We start from the raw sequence: 23,538 nt of genomic DNA, 5'->3' as shown, positions 1-23,538 counted from the left end.
CATGCAGCCTGATCTTTTTGGGGCGGATCGCCGGCAGATCCGCCTGTCGGAGGGGGCCGTGTTGCTGGGCGGGTTTGCCCTGTCCCATGCCGAGCCGCTGGTGGCGGCGATTGCCGCGCTGACGGCGGCAGCGCCGTTTCGGCATATGGAAACGCCGGGCGGGCGGCGCATGTCGGTGGCGATGAGCAATTGCGGCCCGCTCGGCTGGGTCTCCGACCGGGGCGGGTATCGCTATGCCGCGCGCGACCCGCTGAGCGGGGAGCCTTGGCCTGCCATGCCGGTGCTGTTCCGGACATTGGCGCAGGATGCCGCCGCGCAGGCCGGCTTTGCCGATTTTGCGCCCGATGCCTGCCTGATCAACCGGTATGAGCCCGGCACCCAGCTGACCCTGCATCAGGACCGGGACGAGCAGGACCGGCGCGCGCCGATCGTTTCGGTGTCCCTGGGCCTGCCCGCCGTGTTCCTGTGGGGTGGCGAAAGCCGCGCCGGACGGGCGGCACGCCACGCGCTGTTCCATGGCGATGTGGTGGTGTGGGGCGGACCGTCGCGGATGAACTTCCACGGCATTGCCCCGCTGAAGGATGGGCTGCATCCCGCCACCGGGGCGCTGCGTTACAATCTGACCTTCCGCACGGCGGGATGAGTGCGCCTACAGCGCAGGCTCCTGCGCAGATTGGGCGACGATCGGGGTCGGCCGGCCCTGATCATCGACGGAGACCATGGTGAAACCGGCGCAGGCCGCGCGCCGCCTTTCGCCGGTCAGCAGATCTTCGGCCCAGAGCTCCACCGCGACCACGACCGAGCTGCGCCCGGTGTAGACGACCTGCGAGGCCAGTTCGACCATCTCGCCCGTCCGGATGGCGGAGACGAAATCGATCCGGTCGCTCGAGGCCATGACGATCACCGAGCGGGTGTGGCGGGTGGCGCAGATGAAGGCGGCCTTGCCCATAATCTTGAGCGCATCGCCGCCATAGAGCGTGCCGTAATGATTGGTCTGCGACGGGAAGACCATGTCCACGGTGCGCAGCATGGTGTCGGGAACGGCAGGCGCAGGATCTGCGTCCAGCGGCGGGAGCGGCAGGCGCGTGCCGGGTTCCTTCACCGCCACCAGTGTGAAGCGCCCACGCGTGCACAGCCGCCGCTCGCCTGAAACCAGCGCTTCGGCCACGAGCTCGACTTCGCAATCGAGCGAACTGCGCCCGACCCGCACGATGCGCCCGGTCGCCTCCACCATTTCGCCGGCATAAGCGGGGCTGGCGAAGTCGATCTTTTCCGATGCGGCGGTGACGAAGCTGGCCCGGCCATGGCGGGTGGCGGCCAGGAAGGCGACCTTGTCCATATGCGCCAGCGCCACCCCGCCGAACAGCGTGCCATGGTGGTTGGTATCGCCGGGGAACACCATATCGATGATCTGCACGGCTGGGGTCTGTTCGCTCACGGGCTCTGCACTTCCTGATCTTCAGGCAGGGCAGGCAGCCGCGAGCCAGCACCCCCGGAAAGAGGGTGTTGCGCATCTGCGACCAGACCGGGCACCCCGCCGGTGGACTTTATCGCGTCGGAGGCAGGTCTCCTGGCTCACGGGTCAATGCATGGGGCCTCGCCTTCCCGGATCGCTCCAGTGGCTTTGTCGGGCCCATGCTCTCCGCTTACAGTTGCGGGGGCAGCGCCGGCATCGCACCGGCTTCCCGTCTTAGCCCCGCCGGTTGCGCCAGCGGGGAACCTCGACCCGCCGCGTATTTCAGCCGGACAGGCCCGGGTCAAGCAATTGAGGGTCAAGCGATCGCCGGGATGGGTGTTCGATCAGAAATAGATATCGATGTAATCGGTCAGCCCGTCGCACCATTCGAATTCACGCAGGCGGTAATAGGGGCGGTTCTGGGTGACGGCGAAATGCCAGTCCTTGGTCTGTTCGCACACGCGGCCCTTGTCCGGCGTGTCGGTGATGCGGATGGTGCCGCGGAAGGTGAAATAGCCCTGGCCGATCTCGCTGATCACGCCGTCCAGCTCCACCTTGCCCGGTCCGCCCTGCTCACTCTGTTCGCCGCGCAGTTTCCACAGATCGCCCTGGTGGTTGATCACCGCGACCCCGCGCCGATCCCAGGTGATCCATTGCAGCGTCAGGCCTGTGTTCTGTTCCAGCCGATCGGCGCTGCGCTGATCGAGAATGCGGGTTGTCTCCCCCAGAGCGGCCGCGGGTGCCTCATCGGCATGGGCGGGAACGGCGCTGGCGAGCATCAGCCCGGCGAGCAGGGGCACATGGCGCGAGATCAGGGAGGGGATGGTCATGGTTGGAAAACTAGCGTTGCGGGCGGCTGTTCCGCAAGATGATCTGCTGCGGATGTGGTGGCTATGCTTCGACGGGTTCGGCCTGAGCGGCTGTTGGTGCGGGGGCGGGTGTGGGTTGAGTGCGGGTGCTGAAGGCCCGCTGTCACGTCTGCAAACAGTGGCCTTACCGACACAATTGTCAGTCTTCTGCCACCCCTGCGCGCTATCGGGCGCAGGGCGGTTGACGGCGTGAAATGAAGGCGTTAGCCGCGCCGCCATGATTCAGAAAACCTGCCCCAACGCGCGCTATTATTACCCGCAACATTTGCGGTAGGTTCTTTGTCACCCTCAACCGCTGCGCGACCAGCGGTTGAGTAACCCCCAAACCGTCATCGTCGCGCAGCCCGGCAATGGAGTTTCCGCCGTGCGCCATGATAGTATCGATATGCAGTTCGGCCCCGCATGCGGCGTTGCGCCCGTGCGCCCTGCCCTGCAGCCGGTCGCGCCCCTTACCCGCACCAGCGTCGGCATTTTTGGCTATGGCGCCTTCGGTCAGTTGGCGGCCCGGCATCTGAGCCCGGATTTTGCCGTCTGCGTGCACGATCCCGCCGCAACCAGCAGCGATGATGCCACCATTGCCATGGGCGATCTGGCCACGGTGGCGGGTTGCGATATTGTCGTGCTGGCCGTGCCGGTGACCACGCTGGCCGCTGTGGTGCAGGCCATCGCGCCGCTGCTGCGGCCGGGCGCGGTGGTACTGGATGTCTGTTCGGTGAAGATGGAACCGGCGCGCATCATGCTGGACGGCCTGCCCGAGCATGTGCATCTGATCGCCACCCATCCGTTGTTCGGCCCGCAGAGCGCGCAGGATGGCATCGCCGGGCTGAAGATCGCCGTCTGCCCGTTGCGCGGCCGCCGGGCGCGGATCATTTCCCGCTTCCTGGCCCGTCAGTTGGAACTGGATGTGGTGCTGACCACGCCGGAAGAGCATGACCGGGAGGCCGCCGTGGCCCAGGGGCTGACCCATCTGATCGCGCGGATCATGATGCGGATGGAAGATGCGCCCGGTCACCAGACCTCAGGCCGGATCACCACCCGCAGTTTCGAACTGTTGCAGCAGGCGATCGACATGGTGCGGCATGACACGATCCATGTCACCCATGCGATCGAGGCCGGCAATCCCTTCGCCGCGCCCGTGCGGCAGGCGTTTCACGAACATGCGCTGGCCGTGCTGGAGGAAGCCGGGCGGCGCTGATCGGCACCGCCCGTTGCATGGCTGATCGCCTTACAGCCGGTCGTCGATCCGGCTGCGGATGAAGCCGGCGGGGAAATCTTCCACCGCATTGCCGACGATGGTGAAATCCTTCTTCGGGCCGCCGAAACGGCTTTCCAGTTCCATATAGCTGTGCGGATCGAACAGCGGGGTAGCGCTCATGCCCATGATGCCGGTCGCATCCTGCTTTGCGCAGGTGTAATGGCATCCCTGCTGGGCGAAGTTCTTCCGCCCATGTTCCAGCATGCCATCCATCGCCGCCTTGAGCGTGTAATGCATGGTCAGGAAATTGAAGCCGAGCGGATAGATCTCCTCCACCGTCACGCCGGGCTTGCCGTCGATATCGCGCACATCGGGGAACATCTTCCACCCCGGCACCCTGGCCGAGACATATTCGGCGTGGTCGAGCGTGGAAATGCGCACGACCGTGCTCATCTTCGCGCCCATTTCCACCGCCGCGCGCATGCGTTCGCAGCCTTCATCCATTTCGGTTTCCGGATCGGCATTGGTGCGGGCGATCAGGAAGCAGTCGCTGCCCTCCATCGCGGCGAGCGCGGCGCGGACCTTCTCATAGTATTTTTCGCGCGGGAGCAGGCTGGTGGATTCTTCCATATCGCCCGAATCCTCCAGCTGCAGCGCAGTGGCGCCCGCAGCGATCATCCGCTTTGTGCTGCGATAGACAGCCAGCGGCCCGCCGAAGCCATCCTCGATATCTGCGGCCAGCGGGATCGCATTGGTCTGGGTGATGCGGCTGGTGATCCATTCGATATCGGTCAGATTGGAAAAACCGTAATCGATGACGCCATTCATGGCGATCGACACCTCCCCCCCGCTCAGCATCATGGCGGGAAACCCGACCATCTCCACCGCCCGGGCAGAGGCGCAGTCATAGACGCAGGGCGCCACCACGCAGCGATCGGCAGCTTCGAGCACCTGGCGGAGCGATTGTTTGGCCATCTGCATTCTTCCCAATGGTATCGTTGATGGGACCGATACCATTGACAGTTTTAAGGTGTCAATGTGAGGCGGGCGCGGAGGGCTGCATTGAAGAAGGCGACTTCAGCGGGGTTCAGTCCGCGGCCGACTTGCGATGTGCAAAAAGGCATTTCCAGCCACTGCCGGCGATGTTACCTTGTCTGCATGGCGAAAGGTTTGCAGCATTTATCCAAGGCGCTCTATCCAGTTGCGTTGTTCATCGCCTGGATCGCGATAACCCTCAGCTTCGCCAAAGGCATCGACCTGCCCAACTGGATCATCCCGATGATGCTGGTATTCATGACGTTCGATTTTGGCCTGTCGGTCTTGCGTCGGATACGTTCAAAGCGGGCCGCCCCGGAAGAAACCTCCGCATAAACAATTGGCCTTGGCAGGTCGTCCCAGTCGTTTTTGACCGAGCGACCTTGGCTTCCACCTTAAACGCATGACGCATCACCCTGCCGTTGCCGTGTTCCAGCCCCGGATACTCTCCCTCACCGGCCCCGTAGCCCGATAGACATGGCACGGCGGAATGTTCCACCATTCGAAATCATGCGAAATCTGCCGGAAATGCCGTTCGATCAGCGGGCGGATGGTGGTGCGCATCTGATAGGCAGCCAGCAGGCCATCGGGTTGCAGCGCGGCGGCGGTTTCGCGCATGATGGCCTCGCCCTCGCCATCATCCAGGGTGGAGAACGGCAGGCCGGTCAGCACGCAATCGGCCAGCGGCAGATCGTGATTGTGACGATAGGTATTCACCCCGCCCGCGCATCCGTTGACGATGATCAGCCGGGGATCGCGGCAGTGGGAACGGAGCTTGGCGACAAATTCCTCGCCCGTGTCGATCGCCATCAGCCGGGCGTCGGGGCGCATGCGCCGGAGTGCTTCGAAGGTGAAGCGACCGCTGCCCGGGCCATATTCGATCAGCAGGTTGATGGTCGACCAGTCGATCGGGTCCAGAATGCGGTTCACCATGCGGGCGGAAGCGGGAAAGGCGGAGCCGACCATATTCGGGTTGCGCACGAACTCCGTTACCGAAACCCAGCCTGTGTCCTGCATGTCACCCTCTCTCTTTTCCGTTGGAGAAACGGCGGGGTGTCAGCGGCGCGAACCGGCGCGCCTTGCGGTGCGCCGGGTGCGGATCGACCCTTGGTTTCTCTTTCAGAGAGCAGAACCCATTTCGGACATAAAAGTTCTCGCCCGCTGTGAACGGAAGATTGCGTTCACAGCGGGCGAATGCCCGAATGTCAGGGTGCCGGGGTCCAGCCCAGGCCGAGCGCCTTCTGCAAGGTGATGAAATTCATCGTCAATTGCGCCTTGGACTGACTCAGCTGCGTCTGGGCGGTGTTGCGCGCCAGCTGTGCTTCCAGCACGGCCGGCCGCGTGCCCGTGCCGACGTCGAAGCGCTGCTGTTCGATCTGTTCCAGCCGCGCCTCGGCCGCTTCGGCGCGGGCCTGGCTGGCGACGGTTTCACGCGATGCGCGGAAATTGCCCATCGCGTCTTCCACATCGCGCAGGGCGCCCAGCACGGTGCCGCGCCATGCGGCTTCGCTTTCATCGCGCACCGCCTCTGCCTGATTTACCTCCGCCCGACCGCGGCCGAAATCGAGGAAGTTCCATTGCAGCATGGGCGCGGCAATGGCGGTGAAATCGTCCAGATCGACCAGATCGCCGGGCCGGGTGCCGCCGATGCCGAGAATACCCATGAAGCTGAGCCGGGGCAGCCGGGCCGCCTCTGCCAGGCCGATCTTCGCATTGTCGGCGGCAATCTTGCGCTCTGCCACGCGGATATCGGGCCGGCGAGCCAACAGCGATGCCGGATCGCCCACGGGCACATTTGCCGGGGGCAGCGGGATCGGCGCCTGTGCCTGCAGCAGCGGATCCACCGCGCCGGGCACGCCGCCGGTCAGGATCGCCAGGGCATTGGCAAAGCGCGCGCTGTCCGCCGTCAGCGGGGCGATCTGCTGCTTCGTGTTTTCCAGCGCCAGTTGCGCGCGTTCGACATCGCTCTGCGTGCCGACGCCGCGATCGAACCGTTGGCGGATGAAATCGAGCAGCTGTTCGCGCTGGGCCACGGCGTCACGCACGAGCCCCAGCCGCGCCTGACGATCGCGATATTCGAGATAGGCCTGCGCCACGGCGGAGGTGAGGCTGACGCGCGCATCGGCCACGCTGGCATCGGCGGCATCGAGCTGCGCCCGCGCGGTTTCCATCCTGCGGCGATGGCCGCCGAACAGATCGACTTCCCAGCTGGCATTGAGGCCGAGGTTGTAGAAATTGGTCGAGGTGCCATCGCTCCCCTCCCCATCCTCACCGCCGGTGATGCCGGGCAGGCGAATATGCGCAGCAGTGCCGATGGCGCCAAGCTGCGGCATTTCTTCCAGCTTTTCCAGCTGCAGCGCAGCGCGCGCCTGGTTCAACCGCGCCAGGGCCACGGCGAGATCGGGGCTGCCGGCCAGGGCGCGCTGTTCCAGCTGGTTGAGCACCGGATCGTTCAGCACGGTCCACCAATCGGCCAGTTGCGGCGTGGCGGTGGCGAAATCCCCGCCATTGCGCACGAAGCCTGCGCCCGGCGCGGCCGCACCGGCGAGTTCGGGCGGGCCGGCGTAATCGGGACCGACGGTGCAGGCGCCCAGCAGCAGGATGGGGGGCAGCAGGATGGGGGGCAGCAGGATGGCAGGGATGATCAGTGTGTTACGCATGGTTTTCTCAATGCATCGGGGCGGCAGAGATGTCTTTGGGCAGCGGGCGCAGCAGCAGGGCCAGCGGGCAGACACAGGCAATGCCGACGAACAACAACCAGAACATGTCGTTATAGGTCATCACCAGCGCCTGGCGCGTGATCGTGCCGCCCAGCGCGCGCAGGGCGGTTTCCGCGCTGCCCAGCTGCTGGGCCATGCCGGCCATGTAATCCTGCACACCCACGCTGTTGGCGGGCAGGCTTTCCTCGATCCGGCGCGAATGGAACCACAGCCGCTGATCCTGCACGGTGGCGATGCCCGCCAGCGCCAGCGAGCCACCGATATTGCGCGCCGCGTTGAAGAGGCCCGCCGCGTCCCCGGCATTCTGGACCGGTACCGAAGAGATCGCCGCCTGGTTGAGGAAGACGAAGGCGAGCACCGTGCCGGCGCCACGCAGCAATTGCGATTCAACGAAGTCCGCGCCCACGGCATCGGCGTTCAGTGCCGTATCGACATAACAGCTCATCGCCAGCAGCATCAGGCCCAGGATCACCGCGACGCGGATGTCGAACAGCCGCATCAGCAGCGGGGTCATGACCATCAGCACCATCATCGGCAGACCGGAGATCATGACGATCTTGCCCGCCTGCAGCGCATCATAATCGGCAATCGCGGCCAGGAACTGCGGGATCATGTAGGAAGAGCCGTAGAGCACCACCCCCAGCATCACCGCCATGATGGTGACCGCGCCGAATTGCCGATCCAGCAACAGCGACAAGCGCACCACCGGCCGGTCGGAAATCACCTGACCAATACCGACCATGACGAAACCGATGACGCTGAGCGCGGTCAGCTGAATGATATGGGCAGAGGCAAACCATTGTTCGCGATTGCCCTCTTCCAGCACGACCGTCATCGCGCCCAGACCGAAGGCGAGACCGAACACGCCGAGCCAGTCCGCTTCACCCAGCCGATCGAGCCGCGCCTTTTCATTGGGCAGGCCAACGTAAAGCATCACGACCAGCAGGGCGCAGATCGGCACATTGATCAGGAAGGCGTAATGCCAGCTGAAAGCCTCCGTCAGCCAGCCGCCGAGCAGCGGCCCGAACACCGGGCCGAGCACGGCGGTAACCCCGAACAGGGCGGTGCCGATCGGTTGCTGATGCGGGGGCAGACGGGTGGCGATGATCGTCATCGCGGTGGGGATCATGGCCCCGCCGGTGAAGCCCTGCCCCGCCCGGCCGATGATCATGGTCGTGAGATTTTCGGCAATCCCGCACAGCACGGAAAAGCCGGTGAACAGCACCGCCGCAATCAGCAGGAAACGGCGCAGCCCGAGCAGGCTGGTGAGCCAGGCGCCGAGCGGAATGATGATGATTTCGGCCACCAGATAGCTGGTGGCGATCCAGGTGCCTTCCGTCATGGTGGCACCGATTTCGCCCTGGATGGTCGGCAAAGCGGAATTGACGATGGAGATATCCAGCGTCGCCATCATGGCGCCCAGCGTGCCGGCGATGACCGCCAGCCAGGCAGCCAGATCGGCATTCTGCCGCCCGCCGGCCGCAGGCGCCGGGGCGCCCGCTGCGTCGGCGTCCAGAGCAGCCGCGCCGGCCATCAGTTGGCCGCCTGAACCTGCGGTTGGGCCTGCTGCTGCTGACGCAGTTCATCCAGCGCGCCACGGGCGGCGCGGGTATCGACCGAGGCGGTGACCGACATGCCGGGCACCAGCAATGCGCGGGTCTGGGCATTGGCGATCAGCGAGATGCGGACCGGCACGCGCTGCACGATCTTGGTGAAATTGCCCGTAGCGTTTTCGGGCGGCAACAGGGAGAACTGCGCGCCCGTGCCCGGGGCCAGGCTTTCGACCTTGCCCTGCAGTTCCACGCCCGGCAGCGCATCGATTTCGATCGTCACCGGCTGCCCCGGGCGGAGCAGGCCGAGCTGGGTTTCCTTGAAATTGGCCTGAATATAGAGCTGTTCGACCGGCACGATCGACATGGTGCGGGTGCCCGGCTGGATGAACTGGCCCTGCTGCACGGTCTTGTTGCCGATCCGCCCGCCGATGGCGGCGGTGATGATCGCGGAATTGAGATCGACATCGGCGGCGGCGCGCTGCGCCTCCCCACCCTCGGCCTGGGCCAGCGCCTGACCGACCTGCGCCTGCAGCGTGGTCACCCGGCGCTGGGCACTGGCGAGATCGGCGCGGCGGGCGGTGACGGCGGCCTGGGCGCGTTCGAACTGGCTCTGCTTTTCGGCCAGGGTTTCCCGCGATTCCGCGCCGGTCGCGGCGAGCGCGCGATAGCGTTCGGCGGTGGCGCGGGCGAATTTCAGATCGCTTTCGGAAGAGGCAAGCTGCGCCCGGGCGGCGGCGACGGCGGCCTGCTGTTCGGCGATCTGCGCGCGGACGCCGGTGGCCGTGGCCTGGGCGGCGTCGATCTGCGCCTGCGCCTGCGCCACGCGGGCGGTGTAATCGCGCGCATCGATGCGGAACAGCGGATCGCCCTGCTTGACCGTCTGATTGTCGGAGACGAACACTTCCTCGACATAGCCGCCGACCTTGGGCGAGACGATCACCGCATCGGCCTGGATCGTGGCATCATTGGTGCTTTCGACGAAGCGGCCGGTGGTCCAGTAGCCGTAGAACCAGATCCCGCCCAGGACGATCGCGAGCAGCAGAACGGCCAGCAATATCAGCCGCATCTTTTTGCGCTTGGCCGGGGGGGTGCCCGTTTCCACGGCATCATCGACTGCACCGGCTTCGGCGGTGTGTTCACTCGTCACAATGAATCCCTCTGTACGACTCGCGGGCGACCCGGAATTGCTTGCCAGATGCTCGCAATCGCAGCATATGGCAACGCCGTATATTGAGGTCCCTCATTAAATGGTCCATCTGGAAAATCTCGTGTCCCGCTTTGCCGAGGTCTATGCCTTGCTGATGCGCACGGCAGACCGACGCATGGCCGAACAGGGGGCCTCCCTCGCCCGGACCAAGCTGCTGTTATGTCTTAACAAACGCGGTCCCTTGCGCGGCACAGACATTGCCGACCTGCTCAATCAGTCCCCCCGCACGATTACCGAGGCGGTGGACGGGCTGGAAAAATCGGGACTGGTGCAGAGAGAGGCCGACCCGACCGATCGCCGGGCCAAGCTGGTCCGAATCACGCCCGAAGGGGCGGACGCGGTGGACAAGACCGAACCGTTGCGCCGGGAACTGATCGAACAGACCTTCGGCGTGCTCGATGCTGCAGAACGTGCAGAGCTGGCCCGCATTCTGGACAAGCTGGCGGCGACTTTACAACTGGACTGACCCCGGGGGCAGGCTGATCCGGGGCCCAAAATTCACAGCATCGCCGTCAGATTGAAGGATACATAGCGGGTCCAATTGCCAGCCGGCGCATTGGGCGCGTCCCGCAGGAACCGCCCCTTGGCCAGCAGCACAGCATCGAATTCGAAGCGCAGCCGCGCCGGAATGACCCAGTACCGCACCCGTGCTTCCATCTGGTGCCCGGCGAAACGGCCCGATTGCCCGGATGGATCGCGCACATTGGTGGAAGAAAAGGCATCTTCCCGCGCCGCCAGCCACATCTGCCGATAGCCGGCAAACCCATCCAGCCGCGCGCTAGGCGCCGCCTCCAGCCGCAGGCCTGCAATCATCAGATTGGTGCGAGCAATGGCATTGTACAATCCTGAAGGCGCCAGATCCACGCGCCGGGTTCCCAGCAAAGTGTCGAACCGGCCGAAGCGTCCACCTGGACCATCGCCACTGGCATAGTCGAATTCCACGGCCAGCCGCGGCGACCAGCCGCCGGCGAAGCTGTAACCCACATCAACATGCGCAAAGCCGGCGCTCACCGCCTGCCGCGCGGCACCCGGCGCCAGAGAGGTGCTGATCTGGCCTGTCTGGTACAGGGCCTCGATCTCGTAATCCCATGCCCCGGCAAGCGGTTCGGCCAGGATCCGCCCACCAAAGGTGTCGAGCGACCGGTCGCGCGTCGGCCGCCCGACCCCGTCCCTTTCGCCCAGATGGAAATAGGTCAGTTCCGCGCTCGCCCGGCCCCAGGCATTGCCCTTGCTCACCCGCCCGCCCCACAGCACCAGGTCCCAGCTTTCACGATCCAGCCTGACCCGCGCCTGCGCCACGCCCGCGGCGTCATCCGGCAGCCGCGACTGCGGCAGGGTGTAGATCAGTTCCGCCGTCCAGCCCTGCGATGCGGCAATATCCGCCCGCAGACCGGTGTAGCCATTGGTGGTGTTGCGATAATCATCGGATGCCACCAGTCGGCGGGATCCGAGGTTCAGCATCATCCGGCCAGCTGTCAGCCGCAGCCGCGTGCCCCGGCCCAGTGCGCCCGGCAGATCCGCCGCCAGATAGGCCTGCACGGGTTCGAACGCGTTCACCTCATTGCTGGAAACTGGCGATCCCGGATTGCCGCCCCAGACGCGGCTGTCATAGATTTCAACGCCCGCCCGCAGATTGCCCTGCCGATATTCAGCCAGCACATTGGTGCGCAGGTTCACCAGTTCGTCGCTGCTGTTGAACCCGGCGCGGGCCTGCCCGTCGATCGCCTCATATCGCAGCCGCATGGCGCCGCTGAACGCCAGGCCATCGGCGGGCGCCGCCGCCTCTGCGCCAGCGCCGTTACCGGTCGCGACCTGCTGCGCGGCCACCCCCGACGGAGCGCCAGCGATCAACAACGCCATTGCAGGATGATGCAACCAGTTCATACAGCTGGCTGCCGATTGCACAGGCACCACCATTCCTGCAACGGGGTCTGCGCCTATGCGCCAGACTGCGACCCCATCTAAACCGCGACGCCCCCCGGTTCTGACGCTAGAGCGGCGATCCGATTGCATCGCATCTCCGCTCTATCTTCTTTTGTTTGCCGCGATTTCCGAGTCAGCAGGTGATTCCACCTGCTTGGAAATCGCTCTAAGGCAGCGGCATGGTCCAGATCCTGATAGATGCCGATGCCTGCCCGGTTAAAGATGAAACCTACAAAGTGGCGACCCGCTGCAAGGTGCCGGTGGTGGTGGTCAGCAACAGCCCGATCCGCATTCCCGACAGCGCGCTGATATCCCGCCGGATCGTCAGCGATGCCTTCGACGCGGCCGATGACTGGATCGTGGAACAGGCCGGGCCGGGATCGGTGGTGATCACGGCCGACATATTGCTGGCCGACCGGTGCCTGAAACTGGGCGCAGCGGTGATCGCGCCCAATGGCAAGCCGTTCACCACATCAGCGATCGGCAGCGCGATCGCCACGCGAGCGATCATGGCCGATCTGCGGGCGGGCGGCGATGTGGTGGGTGGTCCGCCGCCTTTCAGCAAGACGGACCGTTCCCGGTTTCTTTCGGCGCTGGATGAAACGCTGCGCCGGTTGCTGCGCTGATCGAAGTATTTTTGTTTTCCGCGATTTCCGAGTCAGCAGGTGATTCCACCTGCCTAGAAATCGCTATAATTCAGAAACTGGCGCGGATGGCTACGTCCACGCTGCGCGGGCGGCCCAGGATCCATTGCCGGCCGTAATTGGAGGCAAGCGCGTAATCCTTGTCGAAGAGATTGTAGAGCCGCAGCCGCACAGCGAGATTTTCGGTGATGGCGAAGCTGGCCCCGGCATCGAGCACCAGATAGTCGGGAATTTCCTTGGCGTTGGCCTGATCCATGTAGCGGCGACCGACGTAGCGCAGGCTGGTGTTCACGGCCAGGCGAGCAATCGGGGACCAGGTGAGCGTGGCATTGCCGGTGACTTCGGGCACGTCGATCGGGGTGTTGCCGGTGTAATCCAGCAAGGGATTCTCGTTCGAGAAATCATCATAATTGGCGTCCAGCACCGTGCCATTGGCCTCGATCGCAAAGCCGGCGGGCAGTTGCAGCGACACACTGGCCTCTATCCCCTGCGATGACTGCTTGCCGATCTGTTCGAGCGGGAGGAGCGGGCTGCGCTGGATGGTGAGATCGTTCTTGGCCAGGCGATAGACCGCCAGCGTGGCCGATCCGCGCCCTTCCAGGAACACCGACTTCACCCCGGCTTCGACCTGATGGCCGGAGGCGTTGGAGAAGCCATATTGGGCGCTGCTGCCGCTGAAGCTGGTCAGATTGCCGACCGGATCGACCCCGGTGGCATATTGCGCGTAGAAGGAGAGATTGGGCGTCGGCTGATAGACCGTGCCGACGCGCCAGGTCAGATCGCGGAAGGTCTTGTGCGAGGCCGTGCCGCCATTGAGCGCCGGCGCTTCACCGATGATGGTTTCACCGGCTGCATCATAGACATAGTTCCAGCGGCCGACCCGATCGCTTTCATAGCGCAGCCCAGCGATGATCGAGAGCTTTTCACCCAGTTCGAGGCGGTTTTCGAGGAAGGCGGCATAGATCGCGGTGTGGGTGCGGTTACGCGGTTCGATGCCCACGGTGTTGAGGAAGCTGCCCGGATCGAAATCATAGGGATCGACCGTGTCGTTCACGACATCATCGAAATTGTGTGAATATTTCAGCTTCAGTTCGTTGTAATCCACGCCGACCAGCAGCTGGTTGTTCACCCCGCCGCCAAACTGATGCTTGTAGGACAGGCTGGTCTGATTGCCCCATTGCAGCACGTCATGCACGATGCCGGTGTTGGCTGTGCGGCTGACCAGATCGGTGGTGGTGTTCCAGGAATAGGATTCCAGCGTTTCCCAGCGGCGCAGAGAATCAAACAGGAAAGATGAGCTGGCAAATTTCACATCATCCAGCGGAGTCCATTCGATGCTCAGCTGGGTGCGGTGATCCTTGTAGTCCATAACGCTGTCGGCAACGTCGTAATTCTTGTGGCGGATCGAAGTGTCCAGCCGGGTGCCATCGGCCAGCGGCGTGCCGTTGTAACGCATCGGCTGATCATGGCCGAAATCATGGCGCAGGCTGGCGGAGAAACGGTCCGACGGGCGGTATTCGATCGCCGCCGAGAGGGCGAGGCTTTCCGAATTGCCGCGTTCGACATAGCCATCCGACTGGCGGAAGCTGGCATCGGCGCGCACGGCCAGCCCTTCGGCCACCGGGCCGCTGACGCCGCCGGCCAGATGCAGCGTATCGAAGCTGCCGTAACCGGCCTGCCCCTGGAATTCGAGCCGTTCGAAATTGGCCGATTTGGGCACCACATTGACCACACCACCCAGCGAACCCTGACCATACAGCACCGAGGCCGGGCCATTCAGCACTTCAATCCGATCGATGTTCCAGGTGTCGAATGGGAAAGTGATCGAGGAATTGTTCGGGATCAGCCGCACGCCATTATACAGTTGGGTGACCGAGCCCTGACCCGAAAAGCCGCGCACGACCAGCGCGGTGCCGCCATTGCCGGGCGTGGCCGAGGAGCTGACACCGGGCGCGCGGGTGACCGCGTCGATGAAACCGAAATCGCCGCGCGCGCGGATCGCTTCGCCATCGAGCACGTTGATCGCCGCCGGGGTTTCCATCGGGCTGATGCCCAGCCGGCTGCCGGTGGCGCTTTCTTCCAGCAAGGGGGAGGCGCCCTGACCGATGACGATGATGCTGTCTTCATCCGTGTCCTGCGCGAAGGCGACCGAGCCCTGAGCCAGAGCGAGAACGAACAAGGATGTGCTGGAAAGAACTTTGGCGTGATGGAACATGATTTCCCCGAAACCCTCAAAAGAACAGCTGCCCGAGGGGCGGCGCGTCGGGTGCGAGGATTATTGCCCTACCGATTCCGGCCATGGGTTTCCCGCTGATCCATCCGCGCCCTGCCCCGGGCATGCCCGACGAAGCAGGCGCCGCCGCCAGACAGGAGGATTGCAAATCGTTTAAGTTAATAACGGTTTCATCGCTGTTACACCGGGCGTTACAAGGCCTGCGCCCGCCCGGAGGCAGCCTGATCCGGCCTTGGCCGCGTCCAATGCACATCACGGAGGCGTTACATGATTCGCGTTCATCACCTCAACAATTCCCGATCGCAGCGCATCCTGTGGCTGCTGGAGGAACTGGGTCTGCCCTATGAAGTCCGCCGCTATGAGCGCGATCCGCAGACCATGCTGGCGCCGCCGACGCTGCGGCAATTGCACCCGCTGGGCAAATCGCCGGTGCTGGAGGATGACGGGCTGATCCTGATCGAAAGCGGCGCGATCGTGGAATATCTGGTGGCCAAGACAGGCGGCCGGCTGGGCGCCCCGGCCGATGGGTCGGCGCAGCTGCTTTATCGCCAGTTCCTGCATTATGCCGAAGCATCGCTGATGCCGCCGTTGCTGCTGAAGCTGGTGCTGAGCCGGGTGCCGATCATGGGGCGGCTGGCGATCAAGCGCATCCAGCCCATGATCGATGTGCATCTCGATTATGTCGAAAGCGAACTGGCGCGGCGGCCCTGGTTTGCCGGGGAGGAGATGACCGCCGCCGACATCATGATGAGCTTCCCGCTGGAAGCCGCCACCCATCGCGGCGGGCTGGATCACAGCCGGCCGCTCACCATGGCGTGGCTGGCAAAGATCCACGCCCGCCTGGCCTATCAGCGGGCGCTGCAGGCCGGGGGCGAATATGCCTATGCGTGAATAGAGGGGCGCACCGCCACTATTCGCCCACCGCCGCCTCTGCTGCGCCGCAACCGGCGAGGCGGAACAGCCCGCGCGGCATCGGATCGCGTTCTGCTGCGGGATCTTCGGTCAGGGCGCCGGGGCTGTACCAGAGCGTCTGCCCGAGTTCGGGGAGCATGATCGCATGCGGCGCCGGATCGCCGGCACGCGGCGGATCATTGGCGACATGGAGTTCGCGATCAAAGGCGAGAAGGCGCAGGGTGGCCAGGATTTCGGGATCGATGCCCTGCCCCGGCCCATCGGATCCGGCCAGATCGCGCGGATCACTGCCCGCGACCGGTTCACCGACCGGCAGCACGGCGATGCCGCCATACCCCTGCGACACGCTGAGGGTGAACCAGTATCGCCGCTGCGGCGTGGTCAGCCGCAGATAGAGATCGGATGCCGGGCTGGCCATATGCCGCGCGGGAATGAAGGCCAGCTGCCACTGGTCCTCTTCATCCGGCACGCGCAGCACATAGCGCGCGCGTTCGACCGTACAGTCCTGCGCCGCAAGCAGAGCCGGCTGGGCGAGCAGGACAGCGGCAGCGGATAACAGCCATTTGATCATGTGTGCATCCCCCTGCCCGCCGGCTGGGCGGCGTGGCATGCGGGCATTCTGCCATGACGCCGACCAGAGGGAAACCGCCGTGATGGGCCGCCGGATCAGCGGGCCAGCTGCACGATCCGCGTGACCGGGCCGCCGCGCACGCCGGGTTGGGGGCGGAACACGGCGACTTCGCGACCGCCGGCTGCCAGCGAGCGGTAGATGCCCGCTTCCTTGGCGAAGACGGCCTGGCCAGTGTACCCGTCATAATGGGTGAAGATGGCGTAATCGACGCGGCATCCGGGCAGAACCTCGGGCGGGAGATTGCCGATATCTACCACCGGGCGGCCGGCGCGTTTGTCTTCCACCTCATTGTATTTGATCCGGCCGGTCAGTGCGTCACCGGCATTGATGCAGCCGGCGGTGCCGAGCGGGAAGCGGATGTCCCAGCCTTCGCCAATGAGGCCGAGCGCGGCATGTTCGACCAGCACGACGCTGCCCGGCGGGGCCTTGTCGCGGATCCATTGGGCGGCGGCCTGGCGCGTGTCGTTCAGCCGTTCGGCCTGGCCGGCCATGGCGGACTGGCCCATGGGAATCGCGACCAGGGCCAGCACGGCGAGTTCGAGCCCGGGCAGGCGGCGGCGGAAACGCGCGCGCAGCCAGTCCAGCGCGGTGCAGATTGCCCAGGCGGCGGCGAGCGCCAGAAAGGGCAGGATCGGGACGGTCCAGCGTTCCCACACCAGCGCCCCGGCGCAGAGCACGATGAACATCGCGATGAAGCCCGGGGCGACGGCGATGGCGACATCGCGACGGCGCAGCAGCAGGCCCGCCACGCCCAGCCCGGCCAGCGCCAGCCCGACCAGGCCGAAGGAACGGAGCAATGGCCCGGAGACATACCAGGCGATATTGCCGAAGAACCCGCTGCCGGTGGCGCCGGGATGCGCCTTGCGCGCCTCCCCCGCCAGATTTTCCATGACGGTGGCATAATCGAGCAGCAGGAAGGGCGAGGCTATCAGCAGGCTGACGATCGCCGCCGTGGCGAAGGCGACGGCCGATCGCAGCGCCCAGGCGCGATCCCGCGCGCACCAGCCGAGCCAGGCGATGGCCGCCAGCGGGCTGAGCGCCATGATCGCGGTGGGCCATTTGGTGGCGATGCCCAGCCCCAGGAAAATGCCGGCAAACAGGCAATCGCGCAGCCGGCCGTGGCGGAAGATGTTCCACGAACACAGCGTCACCGCGAGCATGAAGACGCTGGCCTGCACATCGGTGCGGATCAGCTGCGAGTATTCGATATGGACCGCGTTCACCGCCAGCAGCGCCGCCGCCAGCAGGCCCAGCATGCGCCCGCGCACATCATCCGGGCCGCCGATCTTGCGCCCCAGGCGATAGACCTGCCACACGCAGATGACCCCGCAGGCGACGAAAAACAGCCGCGCGGGCAGGAACAGGATCGCCGGATCGGCATAGACCGCGCTGGCGAAGCCATCGACATCGGCAAAGCGGCCGGTGGCGATGCCCAGCCCGCCGACCAGCAGCGAAACCAGCCCGATGCAGTAGAAGGTGATGGTGGCCGGATGGCCGAACCAGCCGGGATTGAGCGTCGGGCCGCGCAGCATGTCGAAGGCGGTCATCATGAACAGCGGCTCATCCGCGTCGTTCAGATCGGGCAGGCCGAAGGCGGCGCCATGCACGCGAATGGCCGCCGCCCCCGCCAGAATGAGCAGCAAAGCGACCCTTGCGCCCCAAATGGAGCGGCGGGTGTTACGGGCTGGGGAGATCGGGTCCGTCATGTCGTCGAATGCATGACGTGGAGTGATCATGAAAACCGTAATCCTGGCTGGCGGTCTCGGTACGCGACTGGGCGAAGAAACATCCGTCCGGCCCAAGCCCATGGTGGAAATCGGCGGGATGCCGATCCTGTGGCACATCATGAAGATCTATTCGGCGGCCGGATTCCACGATTTCGTGATCTGCCTTGGTTACAAGGGCTATATGATCAAGGAGTTCTTCGCCAACTACTTCCTCCACACATCCGACGTCACGATCGATTTGCGCAATGGCAATGGCATGGAAGTCCACCATGCCCGCAGCGAGCCCTGGCGGATCTCGCTGGTGGAAACCGGCCCCAACACCATGACCGGCGGGCGGCTGGCGGCGATCCGCCCCTATCTCGACCCCGATGAACCGTTCTGCTTCACCTATGGCGACGGGGTGGCGGATATCGACATTGGCGATCTGGTGCGGTTCCACAAGGACCATGGCCTGCGCGCGACGATCACCTCGGTAACCCCGCCAGGCCGGTTCGGGGCGCTGGAATTCGATGGGCAAAAGGTGACCGATTTCCGCGAGAAACCCAATGGCGACGGCGGGCAGATCAATGGCGGGTTCTTCGTGGCATCGCCATCGGTGCTGGACCTGATCGACGGGCCGGAAACGACCTGGGAACAGGGGCCGCTGGAAAGCCTGGCCCATGGCGGCGAGCTGGCCGGATATCGGCATGACGGGTTCTGGCAGCCGATGGATACGCTGCGCGACAAGCTGTATCTGGAAGATCTGTGGAAGAGCGGCAACGCCCCGTGGAAGCGCTGGTGAGCCAGGCTGCGATGAGCGCCGCCATGCAGACCGCGTTCCGGGGCCGTCGCGTGCTCGTGACCGGGCAGACGGGTTTCAAGGGCAGCTGGCTGAGCCTGTGGCTGCAACAGCTGGGCGCCGAAGTAACCGGTTTTGCCCTGCCCCCCTCCACCACACCGAGCCTGTTCGATGCGGCGCGGATCGGCGGGTTGATCGACCATGTCGAAGGCGATGTGCGCGATTATGCGGCGGTGCGTGCGGTGGTGGAACGGGCCCGGCCCGAACTGATATTCCACCTGGCGGCCCAGCCCCTGGTGCGGTTGTCCTATGCCGAGCCGGTGGAAACCTATGCCACCAATGTGATGGGCACGGTGCATGTGCTGGAAGCCGCGCGGCAGAACGGCCAGGTGGCCGGGATCGTGTGCGTTACCAGCGACAAATGCTATGCCAATCGCGAATGGATCTGGCCCTATCGCGAAAACGACCCGATGGGCGGGCACGACCCCTACAGCAGCAGCAAGGGCTGCGCCGAACTGGCCGCCGCAGCATGGCGCAGTTCCTATTTCGAGGCTGACGGCCCGGCGCTCGCCACGGTGCGGGCGGGCAATGTGATCGGCGGAGGCGACTGGTCGCAGGATCGGCTGATCCCCGATCTGGTCCGCGCCTTCGAAGCGGGCACGCCGCCGCTGATCCGATCCCCCGAGGCGGTGCGCCCGTGGCAGCATGTGCTGGAGGCGCTGGGCGGTTATCTGGCGATTGCCGAACGGCTGCTGGCCGGGGACCGCAGCTTTGCCGATGCGTGGAATTTCGGCCCGTCCGACGAGGACGCTCGCCCCGTGGGCTGGATGGTGGAACGGATGCGCGCCGCCTGGAGCGGTGGCGGCAGCGATCTGCCGGAAACCCGGCTCGACACCGGCCCCCGCCCGCATGAGGCCGGGCTGCTGCGGCTGGACAGCTCCAAGGCCCGCGCCGCGCTGGGCTGGCAACCCGCCCTGACGCTGGACCGCGCGCTGGAATGGATCGTGGCCTGGCACAAGGCGGTGGCTGCAGGTGAGGATGCGCGTGCGGTGACGTTGGGGCAGATCGAGGCTTATGTGGCGGCGGCTGGCGCGCCGGTGCGGAAGGCGGCTTAGGTTTTTTGGCCTCAGGCGCCGGCGCGACCTATCCAGGCCGCTTGGCTATCCTCGCGCCTGCGGCGCTGCGGGCGGCCGGTCGGCCTTGCGGGCTTTTTTAGTTTAACCTCAGGCGCCGGCGCGGCCCATCCGGGCCGCTTGGCTATCCTCGCGCCTGCGGCGCTGCGGGCGGCCGGTCGGCCTTGCGGACCCTGCGGGTCCGGGAGTGAGGTTTGGGGTTGGCGCTTTTTGCCCACCCCGCTGCGACTATGCCTGCTGCGCAGGCCAAGTCTTGCTGCCCCTCTCGCAAGCGGGAAGGGTTTGGTTGGGGAAGCAGGTTCCCCGCCTGATCGTGTTTTGGTTGAGACATTCCCCTTTCGTCATGCCGGACTTGATCCGGCATCCATTCCTCGTCCTGCACGGATGATGCAGCCAAGGCACAACGCTGCCCCCTGAACGCTACCAGACCAAGCCTTTGCCAGAGCTGAGGCGGAGGCCACATGGATGCCGGATCAAGTCCGGCATGACGGTGAGGGTGTGAGATGTGGAACAGCTACCTTGCGCAGATCCTGGCGCGGGTGTTGACCCAGCAGTCGCCATCCTTCGTCACCGTGCCGAGCGGATCACCGGCGCGGGTGTCGTTGGGGTCGGCGTTCCAGCTGGCGGTTGTGGTGCCGCTGGCGTCGGTGGTGACCATGGCGAAGTGGGAACGGGCCGGTTTGCCCTGATCCCAGGTGTTGAGCGTGTACTGGTCCGGCCCCATCGGGAAGACCAGGCAGGGGCCATCGACATGGACTGTGCCATCGACCGCCAGATGACAATTGCGCCGGGTCGATCCGGCGGTGTCGGGGGTTTCGGGTGCAGCGGCGGCAGGGGTGGGCGTGGGTGTGGGCGTGGGCAATGCCGTGGGCAGCGGCGCTTCAGACTGTTCGGCCGGCTGGCTGTTGCAGGCGGCAAGCAGGAGCGGGGCGAACAGGGAAAGCTTGCGGATCATGCCTGCGCCTCCGCCGGGGCGGCCAGGGTGTCGGCGGCGTAGGCACCGCGCTGGCCCATCGGTTGCTCGGCGCCGGTGGTGGTGTCGCGCGCGGTCTGGCGTTCGAGTTCGCAGTTGATTTCCGCCCCCAGCAGCAGCGCATAGGCAGACAGATAGAGCCAGGTCAGCATCACCATCGCGGCACCCAGCGAGCCATAGGTGGCATCGTAGTTGCCGAAATTGGCGACATAGATGCCGAAGCCGAAGGTGATGATCAGCCAGGCAAGCGAGGTGAAGACCGAGCCGGGGCTGAGCCATTTCCATTTCGCATGGGCCCGGTCCGGGCCGTAGCGATAGACGGTGGCGGCCATGGCCGCGCCGACGGTGCCGACCAGCGCGTAGGAAATCAGCTTGCCCAGAAAGGTGACGAAGGCCGGTGCGGCCGGGAGCAGGCTTTCCAGGCTGGCCATGGTGGTGATGGCCAGCATGACCAGAATGGCGAGGACCACGCTGCCCGCCGCGATCGCCAGCGCCAGCAGGTTGAGACGGACGAAGCCGCGCGTTTCATCTTCATCATAGGCGATGTTCATGGCGGTGATGATGGCCGAGGCGCCCTTCATCACGCCATAGAGCGCAATGCCGAGCGCGACGATCAGGCCCAGACCCTTCTTGCCGTCGGACGAGGTGACCACATTGGCCAGCTGTTCCCCGATCAGCCGGGCGGCATCATCGGGCATCATCGCGGTGAGCGAGGCGATGTTGGCGGAGACGGTTTCGGGCGTGGCGACGATGCCGTAGGTCAGCACGATCGCGCCGAGCGTGGGCACCATGGCCAGAATGGCGCAGAAGGCGACGCCCGAGGCGATGAGGCTGATGTTGTCCTTCCCCGATTCCGTCCAGGCGCGGATCAGGATCTGTCTCCAGCCGGCCAGCGGGATGGCCAGCGGGTTGATTGCCGTAGCACCTGGTACGGATTTTGGTGCTGATTTTGGTGTGGCCCCGGCTGGGTCGTTCGGCATCGATAAGGCTCCCTTTTGCAAAGGGCGAACCAGCTGGTCCGCGATGGGTTCCGAAAATCGGGGCCGGCACAACTTGCCTGATGCGACCGCAGCCATCATGGAGAAGTATCATGGCCGGGCCGTTTCGCTTCGGCCCCCAATCGAGGGTTTCCATGTCCGATCGCGCCAAGGTTCTGCTGCAATATGCCCTGCCCAAACAGGGGCTGACCCGGCTGGCCGGGCGGGTGGCCGGCGCACGCGGCGGGGCGATGACGACGCGGCTTATCCGCTGGTTCGTGGGCCGATACGGGGTGAACATGGCCGAGGCGGCCGATCCTGATATCGCCAGCTACCCCACCTTCAACGAATTCTTCACCCGCCCGCTGAAGCCCGGCGTGCGGCCGCTGGCCGATGCCGATTTCGTGTGCCCGGTGGATGGCGCGATCAGCCAGTTCGGCGCAATCGACGATCATCACATCCTGCAGGCCAAGGGGCACCGGTTTACCACCACCCAGCTGGTGGGCGGCGATGCGGCGCTGGCGGCGCAGTTCCGCCATGGCAGCTTTGCCAATCTGTATCTGTCCCCCAAGGATTACCACCGGCTGCACATGCCCTGCGACGGGCGGCTGACGCGGATGATCCATGTGCCGGGCGCGCTGTTTTCCGTGAACCCGGTGACGGCGCGCGGGGTGCCGGGCCTGTTCGCCCGCAATGAACGCGTGGTCTGCGTGTTCGACAATGCCGAGCACGGCCCCTTCGTGATGGTGCTGGTGGGCGCGACGATCGTGGGCAGCATGGCGACGCCATGGCATGGCGTGATCAATGCGCGCCGCACCGGGCGGATTTCCGAATGGCGCTATCATGATCAGGATCTGGTGCTGAAAAAGGGCGAGGAGATGGGGCGGTTCCTGCTCGGATCGACAGTGGTGATGCTGTTCCAGCAGGACACCATCCGCTTCAACTCCGCATGGGCGCCCGAGCGTGGCGTGCGGCTGGGCGAGATGATGGGCAACTCGCCCGCCCCCGCCCCCGTCCACACCCCCCTCCCCTCTGGCGCGAACTGAGCCGATGCGGATCGCGCTGTTCGAGCCCGAGATTGCCGGCAATGTCGGCGCGGTGATGCGGTTGGGCGCGTGCCTGGGCGCGGCGGTGGATCTGATCGAGCCGATGGGGTTTGCATGGGATGATCGCCGCGTGCGCCGTACGGCGATGGATTATATCGATCATGTCAGCGTGACCCGCCACGCCGATTTCGCCGCCTTCCGCGCCACCATTGGCACCAGCCGGCTGGTGCTGTTCACCACCAAGACCCAGCAATCGCCCTATGGCTTTGCCTTCCGGCCCGACGATGTGCTGCTGTTCGGCAAGGAGAGTGCGGGAATTCCCGCCGCAATCGCCGAGAGCTGCGATGCGCGGCTGCGGATTCCGATGCGGCCGCAGGTGCGATCGATGAATCTGGCCACATCGGCCGCGCTGGCGCTGGGCGAAGCGCTGCGCCAGACGGGCGGGATGCCGGAATAGCGGGGGTTTTTGCGGCATGCTGCAAGCGAAGAGCGTGCCGACATCCGCGATCATGAAAAATTGATGCGA

Annotated in this window: 23 protein-coding genes and 1 riboswitch; of the genes, 10 read left to right on the top strand and 13 right to left on the bottom strand. The window is 65.2% G+C overall.

What is annotated here, in order from left to right; translation table 11 throughout:
- The first annotated feature begins 1 nt into the window (after nt 1).
- Nucleotides 2–643 carry a DNA oxidative demethylase AlkB gene (gene alkB / locus GRI97_RS06245; protein WP_161390207.1) on the top strand — a complete coding sequence of 214 codons (642 nt, stop codon included), beginning with the start codon at nt 2–4 and terminating at the stop codon, nt 641–643.
- Between the two features lie 6 nt (nt 644–649).
- Here the strand turns inward: alkB and GRI97_RS06240 are convergent, their stop codons facing one another.
- Nucleotides 650–1,438, bottom strand: coding sequence for an acyl-CoA thioesterase (locus GRI97_RS06240; protein WP_328598504.1), 789 nt, complete (start codon nt 1,436–1,438; stop codon nt 650–652).
- A 104-nt stretch (nt 1,439–1,542) separates the two neighbouring features.
- Nucleotides 1,543–1,739, bottom strand: a riboswitch (cobalamin riboswitch).
- A 61-nt stretch (nt 1,740–1,800) separates the two neighbouring features.
- The gene (locus tag GRI97_RS06235; RefSeq protein WP_161390206.1) at nt 1,801–2,286 is read right to left on the bottom strand and encodes a hypothetical protein; all 486 of its coding nucleotides are present in this window, start codon (nt 2,284–2,286) and stop codon (nt 1,801–1,803) included.
- A 349-nt stretch (nt 2,287–2,635) separates the two neighbouring features.
- On the opposite strand from GRI97_RS06235, the gene GRI97_RS06230 reads away from it, so the two are divergent.
- Complete coding sequence (locus GRI97_RS06230; RefSeq protein ID WP_202392593.1) at nt 2,636–3,520, top strand: prephenate dehydrogenase/arogenate dehydrogenase family protein; 885 nt, start codon at nt 2,636–2,638, stop codon at nt 3,518–3,520.
- A gap of 30 nt (nt 3,521–3,550) precedes the next feature.
- Here the strand turns inward: GRI97_RS06230 and GRI97_RS06225 are convergent, their stop codons facing one another.
- Entirely contained in the window at nt 3,551–4,495 is a 945-nt protein-coding gene (locus GRI97_RS06225; RefSeq protein WP_161390205.1) for an isocitrate lyase/PEP mutase family protein, read from the bottom strand.
- A gap of 183 nt (nt 4,496–4,678) precedes the next feature.
- Here GRI97_RS06225 and GRI97_RS06220 point away from each other — a divergent pair, with 183 nt between their 5' ends.
- A complete protein-coding gene (locus tag GRI97_RS06220) occupies nt 4,679–4,891 on the top strand; it encodes a hypothetical protein (RefSeq protein WP_161390204.1) in 213 nt (70 codons plus the stop codon).
- A 75-nt stretch (nt 4,892–4,966) separates the two neighbouring features.
- Here the strand turns inward: GRI97_RS06220 and GRI97_RS06215 are convergent, their stop codons facing one another.
- The 4 genes from GRI97_RS06215 to GRI97_RS06200 all read right to left on the bottom strand — a co-directional run bounded on the left by GRI97_RS06215 (nt 4,967) and on the right by GRI97_RS06200 (nt 9,975).
- Nucleotides 4,967–5,572 carry a class I SAM-dependent methyltransferase gene (locus tag GRI97_RS06215; RefSeq protein ID WP_161390203.1) on the bottom strand — a complete coding sequence of 202 codons (606 nt, stop codon included), beginning with the start codon at nt 5,570–5,572 and terminating at the stop codon, nt 4,967–4,969.
- 188 nt (nt 5,573–5,760) lie between these two features.
- Nucleotides 5,761–7,215, bottom strand: coding sequence for an efflux transporter outer membrane subunit (locus GRI97_RS06210; RefSeq protein ID WP_161390202.1), 1,455 nt, complete (start codon nt 7,213–7,215; stop codon nt 5,761–5,763).
- A 7-nt stretch (nt 7,216–7,222) separates the two neighbouring features.
- Entirely contained in the window at nt 7,223–8,809 is a 1,587-nt protein-coding gene (locus GRI97_RS06205; RefSeq protein ID WP_161390201.1) for a DHA2 family efflux MFS transporter permease subunit, read from the bottom strand.
- Nucleotides 8,809–9,975, bottom strand: a complete 1,167-nt coding sequence (locus GRI97_RS06200; protein WP_328598503.1) for an HlyD family secretion protein — start codon at nt 9,973–9,975, stop codon at nt 8,809–8,811. Before GRI97_RS06200 ends, GRI97_RS06205 begins: the two co-directional genes overlap by 1 nt.
- Before the next feature lie 100 nt (nt 9,976–10,075).
- On the opposite strand from GRI97_RS06200, the gene GRI97_RS06195 reads away from it, so the two are divergent.
- Nucleotides 10,076–10,501: a MarR family winged helix-turn-helix transcriptional regulator gene (locus GRI97_RS06195; protein WP_161390200.1), complete on the top strand. Its 426-nt coding sequence runs from the start codon at nt 10,076–10,078 to the stop codon at nt 10,499–10,501.
- Between the two features lie 32 nt (nt 10,502–10,533).
- Here GRI97_RS06195 and GRI97_RS06190 read toward each other — a convergent pair whose 3' ends face one another.
- The gene (locus GRI97_RS06190; protein ID WP_161390199.1) at nt 10,534–11,895 is read right to left on the bottom strand and encodes an alginate export family protein; all 1,362 of its coding nucleotides are present in this window, start codon (nt 11,893–11,895) and stop codon (nt 10,534–10,536) included.
- Nucleotides 11,896–12,137: 242 nt separating this feature from the next.
- Here GRI97_RS06190 and GRI97_RS06185 point away from each other — a divergent pair, with 242 nt between their 5' ends.
- The gene (locus GRI97_RS06185; protein ID WP_161390198.1) at nt 12,138–12,584 is read left to right on the top strand and encodes a YaiI/YqxD family protein; all 447 of its coding nucleotides are present in this window, start codon (nt 12,138–12,140) and stop codon (nt 12,582–12,584) included.
- 70 nt (nt 12,585–12,654) lie between these two features.
- Here the strand turns inward: GRI97_RS06185 and GRI97_RS06180 are convergent, their stop codons facing one another.
- Nucleotides 12,655–14,817, bottom strand: coding sequence for a TonB-dependent receptor (locus GRI97_RS06180; RefSeq protein ID WP_202392592.1), 2,163 nt, complete (start codon nt 14,815–14,817; stop codon nt 12,655–12,657).
- A 285-nt stretch (nt 14,818–15,102) separates the two neighbouring features.
- Between GRI97_RS06180 and GRI97_RS06175 the strand changes: the two genes are divergently transcribed.
- Nucleotides 15,103–15,726: a glutathione S-transferase family protein gene (locus tag GRI97_RS06175; RefSeq protein ID WP_161390197.1), complete on the top strand. Its 624-nt coding sequence runs from the start codon at nt 15,103–15,105 to the stop codon at nt 15,724–15,726.
- Between the two features lie 19 nt (nt 15,727–15,745).
- On the opposite strand, the gene GRI97_RS06170 is transcribed toward GRI97_RS06175, so the two are convergent.
- Together GRI97_RS06170 and GRI97_RS06165 are read right to left on the bottom strand one after the other, a co-directional pair.
- Nucleotides 15,746–16,357, bottom strand: a complete 612-nt coding sequence (locus GRI97_RS06170; protein ID WP_161390196.1) for a hypothetical protein — start codon at nt 16,355–16,357, stop codon at nt 15,746–15,748.
- Nucleotides 16,358–16,413: 56 nt separating this feature from the next.
- Entirely contained in the window at nt 16,414–18,114 is a 1,701-nt protein-coding gene (locus tag GRI97_RS06165; protein ID WP_161390195.1) for an ArnT family glycosyltransferase, read from the bottom strand.
- On the opposite strand from GRI97_RS06165, the gene rfbF reads away from it, so the two are divergent.
- Complete coding sequence (gene rfbF / locus GRI97_RS06160; protein ID WP_161390194.1) at nt 18,113–18,886, top strand: glucose-1-phosphate cytidylyltransferase; 774 nt, start codon at nt 18,113–18,115, stop codon at nt 18,884–18,886. The genes GRI97_RS06165 and rfbF overlap by 2 nt on opposite strands.
- The gene (gene rfbG, locus GRI97_RS06155) at nt 18,850–19,998 is read left to right on the top strand and encodes a CDP-glucose 4,6-dehydratase (protein WP_328598502.1); all 1,149 of its coding nucleotides are present in this window, start codon (nt 18,850–18,852) and stop codon (nt 19,996–19,998) included. Before rfbF ends, rfbG begins: the two co-directional genes overlap by 37 nt.
- A gap of 532 nt (nt 19,999–20,530) precedes the next feature.
- Here the strand turns inward: rfbG and GRI97_RS06150 are convergent.
- Together GRI97_RS06150 and GRI97_RS06145 are read right to left on the bottom strand one after the other, a co-directional pair.
- On the bottom strand, nt 20,531–20,971 hold the full coding sequence (locus tag GRI97_RS06150) for a hypothetical protein (RefSeq protein ID WP_161390193.1): 441 nt from the start codon (nt 20,969–20,971) through the stop codon (nt 20,531–20,533).
- Nucleotides 20,968–21,969 carry a YihY/virulence factor BrkB family protein gene (locus GRI97_RS06145; protein ID WP_161390192.1) on the bottom strand — a complete coding sequence of 334 codons (1,002 nt, stop codon included), beginning with the start codon at nt 21,967–21,969 and terminating at the stop codon, nt 20,968–20,970. Before GRI97_RS06145 ends, GRI97_RS06150 begins: the two co-directional genes overlap by 4 nt.
- 110 nt (nt 21,970–22,079) lie before the next feature.
- On the opposite strand from GRI97_RS06145, the gene asd reads away from it, so the two are divergent.
- Nucleotides 22,080–23,012 carry an archaetidylserine decarboxylase gene (asd, locus tag GRI97_RS06140; RefSeq protein ID WP_235917624.1) on the top strand — a complete coding sequence of 311 codons (933 nt, stop codon included), beginning with the start codon at nt 22,080–22,082 and terminating at the stop codon, nt 23,010–23,012.
- A gap of 4 nt (nt 23,013–23,016) precedes the next feature.
- Complete coding sequence (locus tag GRI97_RS06135) at nt 23,017–23,469, top strand: tRNA (cytidine(34)-2'-O)-methyltransferase (protein WP_161390191.1); 453 nt, start codon at nt 23,017–23,019, stop codon at nt 23,467–23,469.
- Nucleotides 23,470–23,538 lie beyond the last annotated feature (69 nt).

Origin of the sequence: Croceibacterium xixiisoli, assembly GCF_009827305.1 — a bacterium.
In the GTDB taxonomy this organism is placed as follows: domain Bacteria; phylum Pseudomonadota; class Alphaproteobacteria; order Sphingomonadales; family Sphingomonadaceae; genus Croceibacterium_C; species Croceibacterium_C xixiisoli.
This window is presented reverse-complemented; position numbering and strand designations above follow the sequence as displayed.

What these genes read in the sequence shown, in the direction of transcription:
- rfbF (WP_161390194.1), top strand. Translation starts at nt 18,113, where the DNA reads ATGAAAACCGTAATCCTGGCTGGCGGTCTCGGTACGCGACTGGGCGAA.
- GRI97_RS06235 (WP_161390206.1), bottom strand. Translation starts at nt 2,286, where the DNA reads ATGACCATCCCCTCCCTGATCTCGCGCCATGTGCCCCTGCTCGCCGGG.
- GRI97_RS06145 (WP_161390192.1), bottom strand. Translation starts at nt 21,969, where the DNA reads ATGCCGAACGACCCAGCCGGGGCCACACCAAAATCAGCACCAAAATCC.
- GRI97_RS06215 (WP_161390203.1), bottom strand. Translation starts at nt 5,572, where the DNA reads ATGCAGGACACAGGCTGGGTTTCGGTAACGGAGTTCGTGCGCAACCCG.
- GRI97_RS06210 (WP_161390202.1), bottom strand. Translation starts at nt 7,215, where the DNA reads ATGCGTAACACACTGATCATCCCTGCCATCCTGCTGCCCCCCATCCTG.
- GRI97_RS06205 (WP_161390201.1), bottom strand. Translation starts at nt 8,809, where the DNA reads ATGGCCGGCGCGGCTGCTCTGGACGCCGACGCAGCGGGCGCCCCGGCG.
- GRI97_RS06195 (WP_161390200.1), top strand. Translation starts at nt 10,076, where the DNA reads ATGGTCCATCTGGAAAATCTCGTGTCCCGCTTTGCCGAGGTCTATGCC.
- alkB (WP_161390207.1), top strand. Translation starts at nt 2, where the DNA reads ATGCAGCCTGATCTTTTTGGGGCGGATCGCCGGCAGATCCGCCTGTCG.
- asd (WP_235917624.1), top strand. Translation starts at nt 22,080, where the DNA reads ATGGCCGGGCCGTTTCGCTTCGGCCCCCAATCGAGGGTTTCCATGTCC.
- GRI97_RS06150 (WP_161390193.1), bottom strand. Translation starts at nt 20,971, where the DNA reads ATGATCCGCAAGCTTTCCCTGTTCGCCCCGCTCCTGCTTGCCGCCTGC.
- GRI97_RS06170 (WP_161390196.1), bottom strand. Translation starts at nt 16,357, where the DNA reads ATGCCACGCCGCCCAGCCGGCGGGCAGGGGGATGCACACATGATCAAA.
- GRI97_RS06180 (WP_202392592.1), bottom strand. Translation starts at nt 14,817, where the DNA reads ATGTTCCATCACGCCAAAGTTCTTTCCAGCACATCCTTGTTCGTTCTC.
- GRI97_RS06165 (WP_161390195.1), bottom strand. Translation starts at nt 18,114, where the DNA reads ATGATCACTCCACGTCATGCATTCGACGACATGACGGACCCGATCTCC.
- GRI97_RS06135 (WP_161390191.1), top strand. Translation starts at nt 23,017, where the DNA reads ATGCGGATCGCGCTGTTCGAGCCCGAGATTGCCGGCAATGTCGGCGCG.
- GRI97_RS06190 (WP_161390199.1), bottom strand. Translation starts at nt 11,895, where the DNA reads ATGGCGTTGTTGATCGCTGGCGCTCCGTCGGGGGTGGCCGCGCAGCAG.
- GRI97_RS06225 (WP_161390205.1), bottom strand. Translation starts at nt 4,495, where the DNA reads ATGGCCAAACAATCGCTCCGCCAGGTGCTCGAAGCTGCCGATCGCTGC.
- GRI97_RS06185 (WP_161390198.1), top strand. Translation starts at nt 12,138, where the DNA reads ATGGTCCAGATCCTGATAGATGCCGATGCCTGCCCGGTTAAAGATGAA.
- GRI97_RS06175 (WP_161390197.1), top strand. Translation starts at nt 15,103, where the DNA reads ATGATTCGCGTTCATCACCTCAACAATTCCCGATCGCAGCGCATCCTG.
- GRI97_RS06220 (WP_161390204.1), top strand. Translation starts at nt 4,679, where the DNA reads ATGGCGAAAGGTTTGCAGCATTTATCCAAGGCGCTCTATCCAGTTGCG.